At 64.6% G+C, this 18710-nt stretch carries 17 protein-coding genes; 12 read left to right on the top strand and 5 right to left on the bottom strand.

All coding sequences use genetic code 11. From position 1 onward, the window contains the following. Positions 1-276 precede the first annotated feature (276 nt). The gene (locus GW587_RS01660) at positions 277-1179 is read left to right on the top strand and encodes a hypothetical protein (RefSeq protein ID WP_166097793.1); all 903 of its coding nucleotides are present in this window, start codon (positions 277-279) and stop codon (positions 1177-1179) included. 112 nt (positions 1180-1291) lie between these two features. Here GW587_RS01660 and hemB read toward each other — a convergent pair whose 3' ends face one another. Next, complete coding sequence (hemB, locus tag GW587_RS01655; RefSeq protein WP_166097791.1) at positions 1292-2305, bottom strand: porphobilinogen synthase; 1014 nt, start codon at positions 2303-2305, stop codon at positions 1292-1294. 14 nt (positions 2306-2319) lie between these two features. After that, positions 2320-3057, bottom strand: a complete 738-nt coding sequence (yihA, locus tag GW587_RS01650) for a ribosome biogenesis GTP-binding protein YihA/YsxC (RefSeq protein ID WP_166097789.1) — start codon at positions 3055-3057, stop codon at positions 2320-2322. 149 nt (positions 3058-3206) lie between these two features. Here yihA and GW587_RS01645 point away from each other — a divergent pair, with 149 nt between their 5' ends. The 5 genes from GW587_RS01645 (at position 3207) to msrQ (ending at position 8976) form a co-directional block, all read left to right on the top strand. Further along, positions 3207-3878, top strand: coding sequence for a c-type cytochrome (locus GW587_RS01645; protein ID WP_166097787.1), 672 nt, complete (start codon positions 3207-3209; stop codon positions 3876-3878). 119 nt (positions 3879-3997) lie between these two features. After that, positions 3998-6115, top strand: coding sequence for a cytochrome c biogenesis protein ResB (locus tag GW587_RS01640; RefSeq protein WP_166097785.1), 2118 nt, complete (start codon positions 3998-4000; stop codon positions 6113-6115). Between the two features lie 43 nt (positions 6116-6158). Then, the gene (ccsB, locus tag GW587_RS01635; RefSeq protein WP_166099049.1) at positions 6159-7313 is read left to right on the top strand and encodes a c-type cytochrome biogenesis protein CcsB; all 1155 of its coding nucleotides are present in this window, start codon (positions 6159-6161) and stop codon (positions 7311-7313) included. 68 nt (positions 7314-7381) lie between these two features. After that, positions 7382-8362, top strand: coding sequence for a protein-methionine-sulfoxide reductase catalytic subunit MsrP (gene msrP / locus GW587_RS01630; RefSeq protein WP_166097781.1), 981 nt, complete (start codon positions 7382-7384; stop codon positions 8360-8362). Next, complete coding sequence (msrQ, locus tag GW587_RS01625) at positions 8362-8976, top strand: protein-methionine-sulfoxide reductase heme-binding subunit MsrQ (RefSeq protein ID WP_166097778.1); 615 nt, start codon at positions 8362-8364, stop codon at positions 8974-8976. The genes msrP and msrQ overlap by 1 nt, the downstream gene beginning before the upstream one ends. Before the next feature lie 49 nt (positions 8977-9025). On the opposite strand, the gene lysA is transcribed toward msrQ, so the two are convergent. Together lysA and lptM are read right to left on the bottom strand one after the other, a co-directional pair. Further along, positions 9026-10303 carry a diaminopimelate decarboxylase gene (lysA, locus tag GW587_RS01620; RefSeq protein ID WP_166097776.1) on the bottom strand — a complete coding sequence of 426 codons (1278 nt, stop codon included), beginning with the start codon at positions 10301-10303 and terminating at the stop codon, positions 9026-9028. A 3-nt stretch (positions 10304-10306) separates the two neighbouring features. Further along, positions 10307-10504, bottom strand: a complete 198-nt coding sequence (gene lptM, locus GW587_RS01615) for an LPS translocon maturation chaperone LptM (protein WP_371875531.1) — start codon at positions 10502-10504, stop codon at positions 10307-10309. Between the two features lie 39 nt (positions 10505-10543). Between lptM and cyaY the strand changes: the two genes are divergently transcribed. Then, on the top strand, positions 10544-10873 hold the full coding sequence (gene cyaY / locus GW587_RS01610) for an iron donor protein CyaY (protein WP_166097773.1): 330 nt from the start codon (positions 10544-10546) through the stop codon (positions 10871-10873). Positions 10874-10876: 3 nt separating this feature from the next. On the opposite strand, the gene GW587_RS01605 is transcribed toward cyaY, so the two are convergent. Then, positions 10877-13231 carry a penicillin-binding protein 1A gene (locus GW587_RS01605; RefSeq protein WP_166097770.1) on the bottom strand — a complete coding sequence of 785 codons (2355 nt, stop codon included), beginning with the start codon at positions 13229-13231 and terminating at the stop codon, positions 10877-10879. A 340-nt stretch (positions 13232-13571) separates the two neighbouring features. On the opposite strand from GW587_RS01605, the gene GW587_RS01600 reads away from it, so the two are divergent. The 5 genes from GW587_RS01600 to GW587_RS01580 are packed head-to-tail and all read left to right on the top strand — an operon-like array spanning position 13572 to position 18683. Next, entirely contained in the window at positions 13572-14648 is a 1077-nt protein-coding gene (locus GW587_RS01600; protein ID WP_166097768.1) for a pilus assembly protein PilM, read from the top strand. After that, positions 14648-15286: a PilN domain-containing protein gene (locus GW587_RS01595; protein WP_166097766.1), complete on the top strand. Its 639-nt coding sequence runs from the start codon at positions 14648-14650 to the stop codon at positions 15284-15286. Before GW587_RS01600 ends, GW587_RS01595 begins: the two co-directional genes overlap by 1 nt. Positions 15287-15295: 9 nt before the next feature. Next, positions 15296-15970, top strand: coding sequence for a type IV pilus inner membrane component PilO (locus tag GW587_RS01590; RefSeq protein ID WP_166097763.1), 675 nt, complete (start codon positions 15296-15298; stop codon positions 15968-15970). Beyond that, on the top strand, positions 15967-16506 hold the full coding sequence (locus GW587_RS01585) for a pilus assembly protein PilP (RefSeq protein ID WP_166097761.1): 540 nt from the start codon (positions 15967-15969) through the stop codon (positions 16504-16506). The genes GW587_RS01590 and GW587_RS01585 overlap by 4 nt, the downstream gene beginning before the upstream one ends. Next, the gene (locus GW587_RS01580) at positions 16503-18683 is read left to right on the top strand and encodes a type IV pilus secretin PilQ (protein ID WP_166097759.1); all 2181 of its coding nucleotides are present in this window, start codon (positions 16503-16505) and stop codon (positions 18681-18683) included. The genes GW587_RS01585 and GW587_RS01580 overlap by 4 nt, the downstream gene beginning before the upstream one ends. Positions 18684-18710 lie beyond the last annotated feature (27 nt).

The following is an 18710-nucleotide window of genomic DNA, read 5'->3' as shown; positions in this document are numbered from 1 at the left end:
ATCCTTACGCATTTGTAATGAAGCCGGCGGCGATGGGCGCCACAGGGGCGGCGCCCGTCGCGACGCCCCTGTTTCAGGGCGTTTCGATGGCAGAATGCAAAGCCTCTGATACATACGGTAACACCCGTGAAGACCCTTAACTTGTAAAGTGGGCAGCCTGGAGCGCGCGCGCCGGGTGCCGGGTGCGCTATCATGCCATGCGGAGCGGTTCCCAAAATAGCGGGACTCTGGCACTATGGCCCCATTTTGACGACTTCGTTCCACAAGGTTTGTATCTTGCACCACGATTCCCACATCCTCACGGCCAATTCCGAGTATTGCGAAACTTGCGGCCAGCGCTTGCCGGCGGCAGGGGAGAACTACGGCACCTGGGATCGTAAATCGAAGTCCAACCGCATCGGCATCGGCATCTCGATCGCGCTGCACTTGCTGGGCGTGCTGTACTACCTGTTCGCGCCGTCGCCAAAGCCGGTGATGCCGACCAAGGCCAAGGGCGGGCAGATGGTCTACATCCAGCCGCTGGAGAAGACGCCCACGCCCAAGCCGACGCCGCAGCCGAAGAAGTCGGAGACGGCCAAGGCCAGCAAGCCGCCGCCGCCGCGCAAGCAGGTGGTGACGCGGGACACGCCGTCCGCCGTCAAGCCCAAGCTGGAGACCTACGTGCCGCCGGTGCAGGCGACGATGACGCCGCCGCCGCAGGAAGACATGATGGAGATGATCGCCCGCAAGCGCGCCGCGCGCGAGGCGGCCAATCCGCAGCCGGCGCAACCGGCGGTCGAGAGCGCCGACGATCGCGCCAACCGCATCGCCAAGGCCAACATCGGCCGGGCGCAGGGCGGCAGCAACGGCGCCGACAAGGACGACACCGGCGGCATCTTCCAGGTCGACAAGAGCTTCCACAGCGCCGACGTCAAGTTCCGCGGCTGGAACACCAACTTCAAGCGGCGCTGGCTGCAGCAGATCCACGTCGAGCAGGGTTCGGAGCGGGATATCGAGACGGCGGTGGCCAAGGAAATGGTCAAGATCATCCGCAAGGAAAAGCCGGGCGACTTCGAATGGGATTCGCGCCGCCTGGGCCGCGTGATCACGCTGAGCGCGCGCAAGGAGGACGAGGAGGAGCTGATCGCCTTCCTGCTGAAGGAAATGTTCCCCGAATACACGCGGGGCGCGTCCAGATAAACCGGGGTCAGTTCCAACCCCGGTGTCAGTGCCGACATTCGGACACGAGCTCAACCGTAATGCTTACTACGGTTGAGCTCGTGTCCGAATGTCGGCACTGACACCGAAGGGGTTATTTGGCCTTGAGCAGGCGGGCGATGTCGAGCGCGAAGTAGGTCAGCACGCCGTCGGCGCCGGCGCGCTTGAACGCCAGCATCGATTCCATCATCACCTTGTCGTGGTCCAGCCAGCCGTTTTGCGCGGCCGCCTTGATCATCGCGTACTCGCCGCTGACCTGGTAGGCGAAGGTCGGCGCCTTGAACTCGTCCTTCACCCGCCGTACGATGTCCAGGTAGGGCATGCCCGGCTTGACCATCACCATGTCGGCGCCCTCGGCCAGGTCCAGCCCGACTTCGCGCAAGGCTTCGTCGCTGTTGGCCGGGTCCATCTGGTAGGTGTTCTTGTCGCCCTTGCCCAGGTTGGCGGCCGAGCCGACCGCGTCGCGGAACGGGCCGTAGAAGGCCGACGCGTACTTGGCCGAGTAGGCCATGATGCGGGTGTGGATATGCCCGGCCTCCTCCAGCGCGGCGCGGATCGCGCCGATGCGGCCGTCCATCATGTCCGACGGCGCCACCACGTCGACCCCGGCGTCGGCATGGCACAGCGCCTGGCGGATCAGCATCGCGGTGGTGATGTCGTTGATGACATAGCCGTTGTCGTCGATCAGGCCGTCCTGGCCGTGGCTGGTGTACGGATCGAGCGCGATGTCGGTCAGGATGCCCAGCTCGGGGAAGGCGTGCTTCAGCGCCCGCACCGCGCGCGGCACCAGGCCGTCCGGATTGGTGGCTTCGACCCCGTCCGGGGTCTTCTTCGCCACGTCGATCACCGGGAACAGCGCCAGCACCGGGATCCCCAGCGCCACGCATTCCTCGGCCACCTTCAGCAGCAGGTCCACCGACACCCGCTCCACGCCCGGCATCGACGCCACCGGCTCGCGCTGGTGCGTGCCCTCCAGGATGAACACCGGATAAATCAGGTCCGACGCGCTCACCGCGTTCTCGCGCATCAGGGCGCGGGAGAACGGGTCGCGGCGCATGCGGCGCATGCGGATGGCGGGGAATTGGGCGGCGGCGTGGGGCTTGGTCATTGCTTGGGCTTTCCTTAATCTGCTTGCTTGTCGTCCGGTTCGACGTCGTCTTCCATCTCGATCAGTTCCACCTGGGCGGCGGCTTCGTCGTCGCTGACGCCGGCCAGTTCCAGGATCTTGTCGTTGGCTTCCTCGATACCGATGCGCTTGAGCGCGGAGAACAGCTGCACCGTGAACGGGAAACCTTCGCCGTCCTCGTCGACGTAGCTGTCGAGCTTGGCCTTGGCCTGGCGCAGCGCGTTGACCGATTCGTTGCGGTTCAGCTTGTCGACCTTGGTCAGGATGCAGTGGATCGGCTTGCCGGTCGGGGCGAACCATTCCAGCATCTGGATGTCGAGGTCGGTGAACGGGCGGCGCGAATCCATGATCAGGATCAGCGCGGCCAGCTGGTCGCGGCGCTGCACGTAGTCGCCCAGCAGGCGCTGCCAGTGCAGCTTGGCCGAACCGGACACCTCGGCGTAGCCGTAGCCCGGCAAGTCGACCAGCAGGCATTCGATTTCGTCGACGATGGTCGGGTCCTTGCGGTGTTGCGCGATGTGCGCGCCGCCGATCGAGAAGTAGTTGATGTGTTGCGTGCGGCCCGGGGTCTTGGAGGCGAACGCCAGCCCTTTCTGGTTGCACAGGATGTTGATGGCGGTCGATTTACCGGCGTTGGAGCGACCTGCGAAGGCGATTTCCGGCACCTGGGTGTCGGGAAGATCGCGCAATTGGTTCACGGTCGTAAAGAAGCGGGCTTGCCAGAGTTTGGACATGGGGATGGGGAAAAATGCAACAAAATGGAGCAAATATGCTGGGAAGCTATTGTACAATGAGTGGTTGCGAAGTGCTGCCATGCATATTTCGTGCTAGGGTGGCGCATCGTTGTAGAAACAATCTTTTTAGACTAGCTCAGGGTGCTTGAATGAATAGTGTGTTTTCACCGCTGGTAAAATCCTTGCTCGTTGGCTTGCTGGCCGTTGCGGCCACCGCGGGCGCCGCTGAAAAGCCGGCCCACGCCGACGCCGCGCCGAAAATTGACGCTGCCAAGGGCGGCACCCTGTACACCGACGGCGACGCCGCGCGCGGCCTCCCGGCGTGCGTGTCCTGCCATGGCGCCGGCGGCAACTCCACCATCGCGGTCAACCCGAAACTGGCCGGCCAGCATCAGGGCTATCTGTACAAGCAGCTGGTCAACTTCACCACCGCCGACCGCAACCAGCCGGTGATGACCACCTACGCCAAGATGCTCAGCGACGAGGACAAGCACAACGTCGCGGCCTGGCTGTCGACCCAGGCGCAGAAGCCCGGGGCCGCCAAGAACAAGGACACGGTCGAACTGGGCAAGAAAATCTATCGCGGCGGCATCGCCGAGAAGAACGTGCCCGCCTGCGCCAGCTGTCACGGCGCCGCCGGCGCCGGGATTCCGATACAATATCCGCGTATCGGCGGCCAGCACCAGGACTACACCGTTGCTCAGCTGAGTCTGTTCAAGGCCAAGGGCCGCAAGAACAGCGCCGAGATGACCACCATCGCCAGCCGCATGTCCGACGAGGAAATGAAAGCGGTCGCCGACTACGTCGCCGGCTTGAAGTAATTCATCCGCCTCGTTCCGGCGAGGACGCGGCAAACAGAAAGAGGGCGGCAGCGTAGGCGTGCCGCCCTTTTTGTTGGTATGCTGCCGGCTGGAAACTTTTATTTGAGAAATCTTACGCAATGAGCAACCCCGTCCCTGGCAGTCCGAGCACCACCGGCATCCAGCTGAACACCCGCCGCCCGATCGTCGGCGAAGTCGTCGAACTGATTTCCTCCATGCGTTTCGCCATCGCCTTGCTGGCGATGATCGCCATTGCCGCCGTGATCGGCACCGTGATGAAGCAGGGCGAGGCCAGCGCCAACTACCTCAACCAGTTCGGTCCGTTCTGGTTCGAGGTGTTCCGCAAGGCCGGCCTGTACGCGGTGTACTCGGCCTGGTGGTTCCTGCTGCTGATGGGCACGCTGGTGATCTCGACCTCGCTGTGCATCATCCGCAACGCGCCCAAGATGCTGAAGGACATGCGCAGCTGGCGCGAGAACGTGCGCGAGCAGTCGCTGCTGAATTTTCACCACAAGATGCAATGGCGCTCGCCGCTGGCGCGCGCCGCGCTGGCGCAGCAGACCGCCGCCCGCCTGGCCGACGCCGGCTACAAGGTCAAGCTGGTCGACAAGGACCATGGCACCCTGGTGGCCGCCAAGCAGGGCGCGGCCAACAAGTTCGGCTATATCTTCGCCCACTCGGCGATCGTGGTGATCTGCATCGGCGGCCTGCTCGATTCCGACATGCCGATCCGGTTGCAGGAATGGTTCCTCGGCAAGACGCCGTTCACCGGCAGCGGCCTGATCGCGCAAGTGCCGGCGCAGCACCGCCTCAGCACCGCCAATCCCACCTTCCGCGGCAACACCATGGTGCCGGAGGGCAGCTCCAGCGACACCGCCATCCTGGCCCGCCCGGATGGCGTGCTGATCCAGGATCTGCCGTTCACGCTGAAGCTGAACAAGTTCACCATCGATTTCTACTCGACCGGCATGCCCAAGCTGTTCGCCAGCGAGGTCGAGCTGCGCGACCACGCCACCGGCGAGGTGGTCAAGGCCGTCATCGAGGTCAACAAGCCGCTGATCCACAACGGCGTGGCGGTCTACCAGTCCAGCTTTGAGGACGGCGGCAGCAAGCTCAAGTTGACCGGCTTCCCGATGACCGGCAACGACGCCAGGCGCTTCGACTTCAACGGCGAAGTCGGGGGCAGCACGCCGCTGAGCGACGCCTACACGGTGGAGTGGACCGGCTTCCGTCCGTTCAACGTGGAAAACGTCGCCGCCTCGCAGGATGCGCGCGCCGTCACCAAGGGCCAGAGCCTGGAGGAACAGTTCGCGGTCGGCCTCGACAAGCACACCGGCTCGGCCGGCAAGAACGCCAACAACAAGGATCTGAAAAACGTCGGCCCGAGCGTGCAGTACAAGCTGCGCGACAAGACCGGCCAGGCGCGCGAATACCAGAACTACATGCAGCCGGTGACCATCGACGGCGTCCAGGTGTTCCTGGCCGGCATGCGGGTCAACCCATCCGACAACTTCAGCTTCCTGCGCATCCCGGCCGACGACGGCCACAGCGTCACCGAATGGATGCGCCTGCGCGCCGCCTTGAGCGACCCGGCGCTGCGCGCGGCCGCCGCCAAGCGCTACGCCGAGCGCGCCACGCCGGAATCGTCGACCTCGGACGTGCTGCGCGGCCAGCTTCAGGCCTCGGCCGACAAGAGCCTGAGCATCTTCGCCGGCGACGACAAGGCGGCCGGTTTCGTCGCCATCTCGCAGTTCCTGGAAAAGATCCCGGCCGGCGAGCAGGAGAAGGCCGCCGACGTCTTCATGAAAATCCTCAACGGCAGCCTGTGGGACCTGTGGCAGGTGGCGCGCCAGAAGGACGGCCTGGAGCCGGTCGCGGCCGACGAGCGGCATGGCCGCTTCCTGCAACTGGCCACCAACGCGCTGTCCGACACCTTCTTCTACGGCGCCCCGGTGTACCTGCAGCTGGACGACTTCACCGAGATCAAGGCCTCGGTGTTCCAGGTCACCCGCTCGCCGGGCAAAAATGTGGTGTACCTGGGCTGCATATTCCTGGTGTTGGGCGTATTCTCCATGTTCTACATCCGCGAACGCCGGCTGTGGGTCTGGATCAAGGACCAGGCGGATGGCGACGCACCTGGCGCGGAGGCGCTGATGGCCATGAGCACCCAACGCAAGACGCTGGATTTCGAACGTGAATTTGATAGTCTTAAGGAAAAGTTGCCACAATTAAGTTAATATGGTTTAACATATTTCCTTGTTGCAACATCGGAGAATTATGATGGAACTGACGCAATCCCAGCAAACCTATACCCAGGCGCCCGGCTATTTCAAACGGCTGACGGCGTTCGACTGGATCTTCGCGCTGGCGCTGGTGGCCGCCGCTGTGTTCGGCCTGAACCGCTACCACCACAACATGGACGTCTACGAACAGGCGATCCTGCTGCTGGCCGCGCCGACCTTCGCCGCGCTGGGCTGGCACTGGAAGCCGGTGCGCTGGCTGATGCCGCTGGTGGCGCTGCTGACCTTGTGGGCGATCTCGATGTACGCCGGCCAGCTGGACATGGGCAGCCAGAAGTTCTGGCTGCGCATGATGCTGTCGAGCCAGTCGGCGGTGCTGTGGATGAGCGTGATGTTCTGCCTGTCGACCGTGTTCTACCTGATCGGCCTGGCGGGCCGCTCGGCGGCGGCGTCCAGCATCGGCTCCAAGCTGTGCTGGGCCGCCGTGGTGCTGGGCTGGACCGCGATGATGGTGCGCTGGTACGAGTCCTACTTGATCGGCGCCGACGTCGGCCACATCCCGGTGTCCAACCTGTACGAAGTGTTCATCCTGTTCTCGCTGATCACCGCGATGTTCTACCTGTACTTCGAGCAGCGCTACGCCACCCGCCAGCTGGGCGCCTTCGTCTCGCTGGTGATCACCGCCGCGATCGGCTTCCTGTTCTGGTACACCACCACCCGCAACGCCGCCGACATCCAGCCGCTGTTGCCGGCGCTGCAAAGCTGGTGGATGAAGATCCACGTCCCGGCCAACTTCATCGGCTACGGCAACTTCGCGCTGGCGGCCATGGTGGCTTCCGCTTATCTGCTCAAGACCTCCGGCTACCTGAAGGATCGGCTGCCGTCGGAAGAGGTGCTGGACGACGTCATGTACAAGGCCATCTCGGCCGGCTTCGCCTTCTTCACCATCGCCACCATCCTGGGCGCGCTGTGGGCCGCCGAGGCCTGGGGCGGCTACTGGTCGTGGGATCCGAAGGAGACCTGGGCGCTGATCGTCTGGCTCAACTACGCGGCCTGGCTGCACATGCGCCTGATGACCGGCCTGCGCGGACGTCCGGCGGCCTGGTGGGCGCTGGTGGGCTTGCTGGTGACCACCTTCGCCTTCCTCGGCGTGAACATGTTCTTGTCCGGATTGCACTCTTACGGCAAATTGTAATCGCAATGTAATCAACGACTTCCGGGGATTGGTGTAAGGTTGAGGCTTACACTTCCTCCGGAGTCAGCATGCTGATCAAACGCAGCCCCAACGGCATCGAGTTGCCGTTTTCTTCCGAAATCACGCCGCGCGCCGAGTACGAATCGCGCCGCAAGTTCATCAAGCAGCTCGCCATGGGCGCCGTCGGCAGCGCCGCGCTGCTGGAGATGGCCAACCGCGAAGCCTTCGCCCAGGGCGGCGGCAATCCCAAGCTGGCCGCCAAGCTCAATCCCGCCTACTCGGCGCTGGACAAGCAGACGCCGTACAAGGACGCCAGCACCTACAACAACTTCTACGAGTTCGGCACCGACAAGAGCGAACCGGCGATGAACGCCGGCACGCTGAAGACGCGGCCGTGGACCGTCACCATCGAGGGCGAGGTCAAGAAGCCGATGACCTTGGACATCGACGCGCTGCTGAAGCTGGCGCCGCTCGAGGAGCGCGTGTACCGCCTGCGCTGCGTCGAGGGCTGGTCGATGGTGATTCCGTGGATCGGCTACTCGTTCTCCGAGATCATCAAGAAGGTCGAGCCGACCGGCAACGCCAAGTACGTGGAATTCGTCACGCTGGCCGACAAGAAGCAGATGCCGGGCGTCGGCAGCCGCGTGCTGCAATGGCCGTACACCGAAGGCTTGCGCATCGACGAAGCCAACCACCCGCTGGCGCTGCTGACCTTGGGCATGTACGGCGAGACGCTGGCCAACCAGAACGGCGCGCCGGTGCGCATGGTGCTGCCGTGGAAGTACGGCTTCAAGTCGGCCAAGTCGATCGTCAAGATCCGCTTTGTCAAAGACCAGCCGCGCACGTCGTGGAATTTGTCGGCGCCGAACGAATACGGTTTCTACTCCAACGTCAATCCGGACGTCGATCACCCGCGCTGGTCGCAGGCGTCCGAGCGCCGCATCGGCGAGGACGGCTTCCTGGCGCGCAAGCGCAAGACCCTGATGTTCAACGGCTACAACGATGTCGCGCCGCTGTACGCCGGCATGGACCTGAAGAAGTTCTACTGATGGCGTTCGCTCCGTCCGCGCGCCAGGTCGGCTGGATCAAGGGCGCGGTGTTCGCGCTGGCGCTGGTGCCCTTGCTGCGCATGGTCTACCTGACGCTGACCGGGCAACTGGTCGAGCCGCTGGAGTTCATCACGCGCGGCACCGGCGACTGGACCTTGTACTTCCTGTGCTTCACGCTGGCGGTGACGCCGCTGCGCCGGCTCAGCAAATGGAACTGGCTGCTGAAGCTGCGCCGCATGCTGGGGCTGTACATGTTCTTCTACGGCTTCCTGCACTTCATGACCTTCCTGTGGTTCGATCATTTCTTCGATCTGCGGGAGATGTGGAAGGACGTGCTGAAGCGGCCGTTCATCACGGTGGGCTTCATCGCCTTCGTGCTGCTGATCCCTCTGGCGGTGACCAGCACCAACGCCATGGTCAAGCGGTTGGGCGGCAAGCGCTGGCAGTGGCTGCACCGGCTGATCTACGTGATCGCGCCGCTGGCCATTTTGCACTTCTGGTGGATGAAGGCGGGCAAGCACAACTTCACCCAGCCGATCATCTTCGGCACCATCCTCGGCATCCTGCTGCTGATGCGCGTCTACTGGTGGCGCAAGAAGGCCGCCGCCGCATGAAAAAAGCCGCCGGCGGTGACGCGGGCGGCTTTTGTCCGGCTGGCGCTGCTTACTTGATCAGCGACTCCAGCGCGTACAACTCTTCCGGCGTTTCGCGGCGGCGCACCAGGTGGCAGACGTCGCCGTCGACGATGATCTCGGCGGCGCGGCCGCGGGTGTTGTAGTTGGACGCCATCGTCATGCCATACGCGCCCGCCGTGTGCATCACCAGCAGGTCGCCGGCCTCGACCGCCAGCTGGCGGTCGCGCGCCAGCCAGTCGCCGGATTCGCAGATCGGTCCCACCACGTCGTAAGCCAGCGCCTCGGCCGCGCTCTGCGCCACCGGCCGCATGTCCATCCACGCCTGGTACAAGGCCGGACGCGCCATGTCGTTCATCGCCGCGTCGACGATGCAGAAATTCTTCTCTTCGCCGTGCTTGATGTATTCCACCTTCATCAGCAGCACGCCGGTGTCGCCGACGATCGAACGGCCCGGCTCGAAGATCACCTTGATCGGCTTGCCGTCGTGGCGCGCCGCGCGCCAGGCGTCGATGCGCGCGAACAGCCGGCCCAGGTAGTCGCCCACCGGCACCGGCGCCGCTTCGCCCGCTTCACCGTAATTGATGCCGATGCCGCCGCCGATGTCCAGGTGGTGCAGCACGATGCCTTCGTCGCCCAGCTTGTCGATCAGTTCGATCAGGCGGTCCAGCGCCTCCAGCAGCGGCGCGTCGTCCAGCAGCTGCGAGCCGATGTGGCAGTCGATGCCCGACACTTCCAGGTGCGGCAGCGTGGCGGCGGTGCGGTAGGTGTCCAGCGCGTCGTCGAAGGCGACGCCGAACTTGTTGGCCTTCAGGCCGGTCGCGATGTACGGATGGGTCTTGGCGTCGACGTTGGGGTTGACGCGCAGCGAGATGCGCGCGGTCTTGCCCATCGCGCCGGCCACTTCGTTGAGGCGGTGCAGCTCGGGAATCGATTCGACGTTGAAGCACAGGATGTCGTGCGTCAGCGCCAGCCGCATTTCCTCGACGCTCTTGCCGACGCCGGAGAAGATCACCTTGCGCGGATCGCCGCCGGCCGCCAGCACCCGCAGCAGTTCGCCGCCGGAGACGATGTCGAAGCCGGCGCCCTGGCGCGCCAGCAGGTCGAGGATGGCCAGGTTGGAATTGGACTTCATGGCGTAGCAGACCAGCGCGTCGCGGCCGGCGCAGGCGTCGGCGTAGGAGGCGAAGTTGGCCAGCAGCTGCGCCTTGGAGTAGACGTAGGCCGGGGTGCCGAACTGCTCGGCGATCGCGCTCAGCGACGCGTTCTCGGCGTGCAGCACGCCGTCTTTATACGAAAATTGCGACATAGATTATGGTTGGGAAACGGGAGTGGTGGTCGGAGGCGTGATCGGCGCCGGGGCGGGCGCGGCCGGGGCGGCGCCGCTTTTGGCGGGCTTGGCCGCTGGCGGCTTGGGCAGGTACAGCGGGCCGGGTTGGCCGCAACCGCTGAGGAATACGGTCAGGCTCAGCGTCGCTGGGCCGATAAACAAACGGAAAGTGGACTTCACGATAAAATCATGGATTGAGTATAGATATTGGAGTGTAGCATGGGCGAATCAGAATTCCTGGCGCAGGCCGAGGCCACCCTCACCGCCATCGAGGCCAAACTGGACGACTTGAACGACGAGGACATGCTCGACGTCGAGTGCAGCCGCAGCGGCAATGTGCTGGAGATCGAGTTCATCGACAACGGTTCCAAGATCATCGTCAACAGCCAGGCCGCGATGCAGGAGCTGTGGGTGGCCTCGCGTTCCGGCGGCTACCACTACAAGCAGAAGGACGGGCAGTGGCTCAACACCCGCGACGGCTCCGAGCTGTTCGCCGCGCTGTCCGAGATGGTCAGCGCTCAGGGCGGCAGCCCGGTCAGGCTGGGCTAAGCGCTAGAACAGCTCGTTCTTCACCGCGTCCTTGGCTTTTTCCTCGGCCGGGGTGCCGTGGTTCGGCGCGTCGAGGTTGTGCACGCCGACGCCCGGCGGATTCTCGGCGTAGTAGTACTCGTCGCCGACCAGCATCACGCCGTCCGGCACCGCCCGTTCCTCGATCGGGATATTCTTCAGCGCCTTCTGCATGTAGTTGATCCAGATCGGCAGCGCCAGGCCGCCGCCGGTCTCGCGGTTGCCCAGGTTCTTCGGCTGGTCGTAGCCGATCCAGGCGATGCCCACCAGCTTCGGCTGGTAGCCGGCGAACCAGGCGTCGATCGAATCGTTGGTGGTGCCGGTCTTGCCGGAGATGTCGGGCCGCTTCAGCGCCAGCGCCTTGGTCGCCGTGCCGAAGCGCACCACGTCCTTGAGCATGCTGTCCATCATGAAGGCGTTGCGCTCGTCGATGACGCGGTTCTTCTCGTCGCCGGCCAGGTCCGGATGGGCCTGCGACAGGATCTTGCCGTCGGCGTCGGTCACCTTGGAGATCAGATACGGACTCACCTTGTAGCCGCCGTTGGCGAACACCGCGTAGGCGCCCGCCATCTGCAGCGGCGTGACGTTGCCCGCGCCCAGCGCCAGCGTCAGGTACGGCGGGTTCTTGTCCGGATCGAAGCCGAAGCGGGTGGTGTATTCCTGGCCGTACTTGGCGCCGATGCGGTGCAGGATGCGGATCGAGATCATGTTCTTGGACTTGGTCAGGCCGCGGCGCATGGTCATCGGGCCGTCGTACTTGCCGTCGTAGTTCTTCGGCTCCCAGGCCTGGCCGCCGGTCTGGCCGGCGTCGAACGAGATCGGCGCGTCGTTGATGATGGTGGCCGGCGACAGGCCGCGCTCCAGCGAGGCCGAATAAATGAAGGGCTTGAACGACGAGCCCGGCTGGCGCCAGGCCTGGGTCACGTGGTTGAACTTGCTGCGGTTGTAGTCGAAGCCGCCGACCATGGCCTTGATCGCGCCGTCGGTGGTGCTGGCCGCGACGAAGGCCGATTCGATCTCCGGCATCTGCGTCACTTCCCAATCCTTACCCTCCTGCATGACGCGGATCACCGCGCCACGGCGGATGCGCTTGTTCGGCGCCGCTTTCTCGGACAGCCACGAACGGCCCATCTCCAGCCCGGCGCCGCTGATCTTGATCTCCTCGCCCGAGGCGGTGACGGCGGTGATCAGCTGCGGCGTCGCCGCCAGCACCATCGCGGCGACGATGTCGTCGCTGTCCGGGTGGTCGGCCAGCTCGGTCTCGATCGCGTCGTCGGCCTCTTCCTTCTTCTGCGGGATGTCGATATAGGCTTCCGGACCGCGATAGGCGTGGCGCCGCTCGTAGTCCATCACGCCCTTGCGCAGCGCCAGGTAGGCGGCGTCCTGGTCGGCCTTGGTGATGGTGGTGAACACGTTCAGGCCGCGGGTGTAGGTGTCTTCCTTGAACTGCTCGTACACCAGCTGGCGCGCCATCTCGGCCACGTACTCGGCGTGCACGCCGAACTCGCTGCTGTCGGTCTTGACCTTGAGCGGGTCGGCCTTGGCCTCTTCGAACTGCTTGTCGCTGATATAGCCGAGCTGGTGCATGCGCACCAGGATGTATTGCTGTCGGGTGCGGGCGCGCTTCGGATTGACCACCGGATTGTAGGCCGACGGCGCCTTCGGCAGCCCGGCCAGCATCGCCGCCTCGGCCACGCTGATGTCGCGCAGGTTCTTGCCGAAATAGATCTGGGCGGCCGACGAGAAGCCATAGGCGCGCTGGCCCAGGTAGATCTGGTTCATGTAGACCTCGAGGATCTGGTCCTTGCTGAGGTTTTTTTCGATCTTCCACGCCAGCAGCACTTCGTAGGCCTTGCGCTTCAGCGTCTGTTCGCTCGACAGGAAGAAGTTGCGCGCCACCTGCTGGGTGATGGTGGAGGCGCCCTGCTTGGCGCCGCCGGTGGCGTTGTGCACCGCCGCGCGCAGGATGCCGGTGTAGTCGACTCCGCCGTGCTCGTAGAAGCGGTCGTCCTCGATCGCCAGCACCGCCTTCTTCATGACGTCGGGGATGTCCTTGATGCGCACCAGGTTGCGGCGCTCTTCGCCGAACTCGCCGATCAGCACATTGTCGGCGGAGAAAATCCGCAGCGGCATCTTCGGCCGGTAGTCGGTCAGCGTGTCGAGCTCGGGCAGGTTGGGGTAGGCCATCGCCAGGCCGAACACCACCAGCAGCAGCGCCGTCAGGCCGAGCCCGACCACCGACAAGCCGGCCATCAGCAGGAAGCGGCGCGGTTTACCCTTGGTTTTGGCGGATGCGTTGGACGGATTCGATGGTGGCGGTGCCGAATTGGAGGAGGCCATGCAGGACGATCTTTCTGTTTTATGTATCCGGCCCATTATAAGCGAGCGCCAGCGGGCACGGCGCGCATGCTTGACGTCAGAAATATTTACTCGTGAGTAACAAAACAACTGAGTTGCTTTTGCGGCTACGAAGGACGAAATAAGTGTGGTGAAACCCTCACACCAAGACAATCGTGCACTGTAGAAATACCTTTACACTTATATAGGCACGATTTAATGTACGGTCTGACATAAGCAGGCTAAACGCTGGTTTTCAAACGAGTTCTTTTATGCAAACAGGTCGAATCGTTGTTCGGAGGCACTGTGGTGCGGGCGCCAGCCATGGCGCCGGGGAGCTCGCATGATCGATATCAAGGCGCTGTTCGGGCGCGGCGACCAGCCGCTGGTCGGCATCGACATCAGCACCTCCGGCGTGCGGCTGGTCGAACTGGCGCGCGGCGCCAAGGGTGAACTGCGGCTGGAGCGCTACGCCGCCGAGCCGCTGCCGCGCAACGCCGTCACCGACGGCAACATCGAAAACATGGACCAGGTGGTGGAAGTGGTGCGCCGCGTGTGGAAGAAAAGCGGCACCCGCGCCAAGCTGGCCGCGCTCGGCATGCCGCCGGCCTCGGTCATCACCAAGAAGATCATCCTGCCGGCCGGCCTGTCGGAAGACCAGCTTGAAGTGCAGGTCGAATCCGAGGCCAGCCAGTACATTCCGTTCGCGCTCGACGAGGTCAGCCTGGACTTCGACGTCATCGGCCCGGCCGCCAACTCGGCCGACGACATCGAGGTGATGCTGGCCGCCTCGCGCCGCGAGAAGGTCGAGGACCGGATCGCGATCGCCGAGGCGTCCGGCCTGAAGGCCACCGTGATGGACATCGAATCCTACGCCGCCCGCGCCGCGCTGGACCGGGTCATCTTCCAGCTGCCGGAATCGGGCGTGGGCCAGGTGGTCGCGCTGTTCCAGATCGGCGCCCAGGTCACGCATATCTCGGTGATGCTGGACGGCGTCACCGTCTACGAGCGCGAGCAGCCGTTCGGCGGCAACGCGCTGACCCAGGACATCGTGCGTTCCTACGGCCTGGCCTTCGACGAGGCCGAGGCGCGCAAGAAAAGCGGCGATCTGCCGGACAACTACAACGCCGAGCTGCTGGTGCCTTTCCTCGAAAGCGCCGCGCTGGAAGTGACGCGCGCGATCCAGTTCTTCTACACCTCGACCCCGTACACCCGGGTCGACCAGCTGTTCCTGGCCGGCGGCTGCGCGCTGATCCCCGGCCTGCTGGAGCTGGTGGCCAGCCGCACCAAGATTTCCAGCGCGGTGATTTCGCCGTTCAAGGGCATGCAGCTGGGCCCGTCGGTGCGCGAATCGCAGTTGCGGCTCGACGCCCCGGCCTACCTGGTCGCCTGCGGCCTGGCTTTGCGGAGGTTCGGCTGATGATACGGATTAACCTGCTGCCGCACCGCGAAGAAAAACGCAAGCAGAAGAAGGCCGCCTTCTTCGCGCTGCTGGCGCTGGGCGGCCTGATCGGCGTCGGCGTGGTGCTGATGGTGGGCGGCTACAACGCGCGCGCGCTCTCGATCCAGGAGCAGCGCAACACCGTGCTGAAGACCGCCATCACCGAGCTCGACAAGAAAATCGCCGAGATCGCCACGCTGAAGCAGGAAATCGAAGCGCTGAAGGCGCGCCAGCAGGCGGTCGAGGATTTGCAGGGCGACCGCAACCAGCCGGTCTACCTGATGGACGAACTGGTCAAGCAGACCCCGCCCGGCGTCTACCTCAAGGGCTTCAAGCAGGAGGGGCAGAAGGTCACCGTCAACGGCTACGCGCAATCGCAGGAGCGGGTCTCGGAACTGTTGCGCAACATGGCCGGCGTCTCGCCGTGGCTGGAGCGGCCCGACCTGATCGAAGTCAAGTCCACCGGCCTGGGCCAAGGCAAGACCGCCAAGAAAGTGGTCGAATTCAACCTGGTGGTGAGCATCAAGCGTCCGCGCGACAAGGATGGTCCACCCGGCGGCGCCAAGGGCGCCCCCGCCAACGCGGTCGGTCCGGCGCACGCCGCGGCCCGGTCCTAGGAGCACGCGATGGCCAATCTCAACATCAACCTGAACGACGTCGGCGCCGACGTGGCGGCCCAGTTCCGCGACCTCAACGGCCGCCATCCGGGCCAGTGGCCGCTGGTGCCGCGCGTGCTGTGCGCCATCGGCGTCACGGCGGCGGTGTGCGTGGCCGGCTATTTCGGCTACTGGAAGTCGCAATTCGAGGAGCAGGACGCCGGCGCCCAGAAAGAGGCGTCGCTGCGCGCCGAGTACGAGCTCAAGGCGGGCCAGGCGGTCAACCTGGACGCGCTGCGGGCGCAGAAGGTGCAGGTCGACCAATACGTCGAGCGCCTGCAGAAGCAGCTGCCGAGCAAGGCCGAGATGGCCGCGCTGCTGACCGACATCAACCAGGCCGGCTCCGGACGCGGCCTGCAGTTCGAGCTGTTCAAGCCGGCGCAGGTGGTGGTCAAGGACTACTACGCCGAGCTGCCGATCGACATCAAGGTCACCGGCAGCTACCACGACATCGGCGCCTTCGCCGGCGACATGGCCAACCTGCCGCGCATCGTCACGCTCAACAACATGACGCTCAACACCGGCAAGGACGGCGTGCTGACCTTGGACGCGGTGGCCAAGACCTTCCGCTACCTCGATCCGGAGGAAGTCATCGCCCAGCGCAAGGCGGCGGCCGACAAGAAAAAGGCGGCGAAAAAATCATGAAGACGTGGATCCTCGGAATGATGGCCGCGTTGCTGCTGGCCGGCTGCGGCGACAGCGACGTGCAGGAGGTGCGCGGCTGGATGAAGCAGGTCGACGCGCGCGCCAAGGTGGCGGTGACGCCGCTGGCCGAGCCCAAGACCTTCATCCCCTTCGCCTACCAGCAGAAGGACGAGCTGGACCCGTTCAACCCCAACAAGCTGCTGGCCGAACTGGCCAAGCAGGCGGCCAGCAGCGGCGCCGGCGGCATCAAGCCCGACATGCAGCGCCGCAAGGAGCTGCTGGAAAGCTACCCGCTCGACACGGTGAAGATGGTCGGCACCATCGAGCGCAAGGGCGTGATCCACGCCGTGCTGCAGATCGATCGCACGGTGCACCAGGTGGTGGTCGGCCAGCACGTCGGACAGAACTACGGCCGCATCACCAGCATTGACGAGGCCACCGTCAACCTCAAGGAAATCGTACAGGATGCGACCGGCGACTGGGTCGAACGCATGTCCAAGTTGGAACTGCAGGAAAGCAAGGAGAACTCCAAATGACCGCTCATATCACGGCCCGGCGCGCCTCGGCCGCCGCCACCTGGGCGCCCGTGCTGGCCTGGACGCTGGCCTTGGCCATGGCGTTGGCCATTCCGGCCAGGGCGCAGACCGCCGCGCCGAACGCCATCGAATCGATCACCGCCAACCAGCAGGGGGCCAACGTCATCGTCAAGATCGGCCTGGCCAATGCGCCGGACAAGATGCCGATCGGCTTCGCCATCACCAATCCGCCGCGCATCGCGCTCGATTTCGGCGCCACCGTCAACGCCACCGGCAAGAGCACCCAGGAACTCAACCTGGGCGAGCTGCGCGGCGTCAACGTGGTGCAGGCCGGCGAACGCTCGCGGCTGGTGTTCAACCTGAAGCGCACGCTGAACTACGCCACCGTCATCGACGGCAAGTCGGTGATCCTGACCATCGACGGTTCCGGCGGCCTGGCCACGGCGGTCGACGCCAGCGGCCTGCCGGCCGTCAAGCCGGCGCCGGTCGGCGCGGCGCCGGCGCGTCAGGTGCTGCGCGACATGGATTTCCGTCGCGGCGCCAACGGCGAGGGCCGGGTCGTGGTCGACCTGCCCAACAACCAGGTCGCGGTCGACGTGCGCCAGACCCCGACCGGGGTGGTGATCGACTTCCTCAAGACCGGTCTGCCGGAAACGCTGCGGCGCCGGCTCGACGTGGCCGACTTCGGCACGCCGGTGGCGCTGGTGACCACCGTGCCGCAGGGCGACAACACCCGCATGACCATCGAGGCGCGCGGCCTGTGGGAACAGACCGTGTACCAGAGCGACACGCAGCTGGTGGTGGACGTCAAGCCGATCAAGGAAGATCCGAACAAGCTGACCCAGGGCTCGCAGGGCTATCGCGGCGAAAAGCTGTCGTTCAATTTCCAGAACGTCGAAGTGCGCGCCGCCTTGCAGGCGATCGCCGACATCTCCGGCCTGAACATCATCACCAGCGACAGCGTCAGCGGCAACCTGACCTTGCGCCTGAAGGAGGTGCCGTGGGACCAGGCGCTGGACGTGGTGCTGCAGGCCAAGGGCCTGGACATGCGCAAGAACGGTTCGGTGCTGTGGATCGCGCCGAAAGAGGAATTGCTGACCAAGGAAAAACTGGAGCTGGAGCAGCGCGCCCAGATCGCCGACCTGGAACCGCTGAAATCGGAAATCTTCCAGCTCAACTACCAGAAGGCCGAGGCCTTCAAGACCGTGTTCGGGCTGGAGGGCGACGCCAAGAACCGCATCCTGTCCAAGCGGGGCAGCGCCATCATCGAGCCGCGCACCAACCAGCTGTTCGTCACCGACATCGCCTCCAAGCTCGAAGACGTGCGCAACCTGATCGCCAAGACCGACGTCGCCACCAAGCAGGTGCTGATCGAGGCCCGCATCGTCGAGGCCAGCGACACCTTCACCCGCAACCTCGGCGCCAAGCTCGGCTTCGCCGACCTGCGCACCATCCGCGGCGGCGATTCCGGCTACCAGATCGGCAGCAGCAACACCCGCATCGGCATCGGCGGCAACCTGACCGGCGTCGGCGAGACCACCGGCCAGATCAAGGTCACCGACTCCAGCTACAACAACACCCAGTTCATCAACCTGCCGGCCGCCAACATCAACGGCGCACAGGCGGGCAGCCTGGCGGTCAGCCTGTTCTCGTCGGCCGCCAACCGCTTCCTCAACCTGGAGCTGTCGGCGCTGGAGGAGGACGGCACCGGCAAGATCGTCTCCAGCCCGCGCGTGATCACGGCCGACAAGGCCATCGCGCTGATCGAGCAGGGCATTGAGCTGCCGTACCAGGTCGCCACCAGCAGCGGCGCGACCTCGATCCAGTTCCGCAAGGCCAATCTGCGGCTGGAGGTGACGCCGCAGATCACGCCGGACGGCAACGTCGTCATCGACGTCGACGTCAACAAGGACAGCGTCGGCCAGGAAACCCGTTCCGGCTTCGCCATCGACACCAAGCACGTCAAGACCCAGGTCATGGTCGAGAACGGCGGCACGGTGGTGTTGGGCGGCATCTACCAGCTGACCGAGCGCAGCACCACCGACAAGGTGCCGTTCCTCGGCGACGTGCCGGTGCTGGGCTATCTGTTCCGCAGCAACACCCGCACCAACGATAAAACCGAATTGCTGGTCTTTATTACGCCGAAGATCGTGGCCGAGCGCCTGTCGACGCGGTAATTTTTTAAAATTGAATGGGAAGAGCGT

This window comes from Duganella aceris (assembly GCF_011090165.1).
Taxonomy (GTDB): domain Bacteria; phylum Pseudomonadota; class Gammaproteobacteria; order Burkholderiales; family Burkholderiaceae_D; genus Rugamonas; species Rugamonas aceris.
Note: the sequence above shows the minus strand (reverse complement) of the source record. Positions and strands in the feature narration are given on the sequence as shown.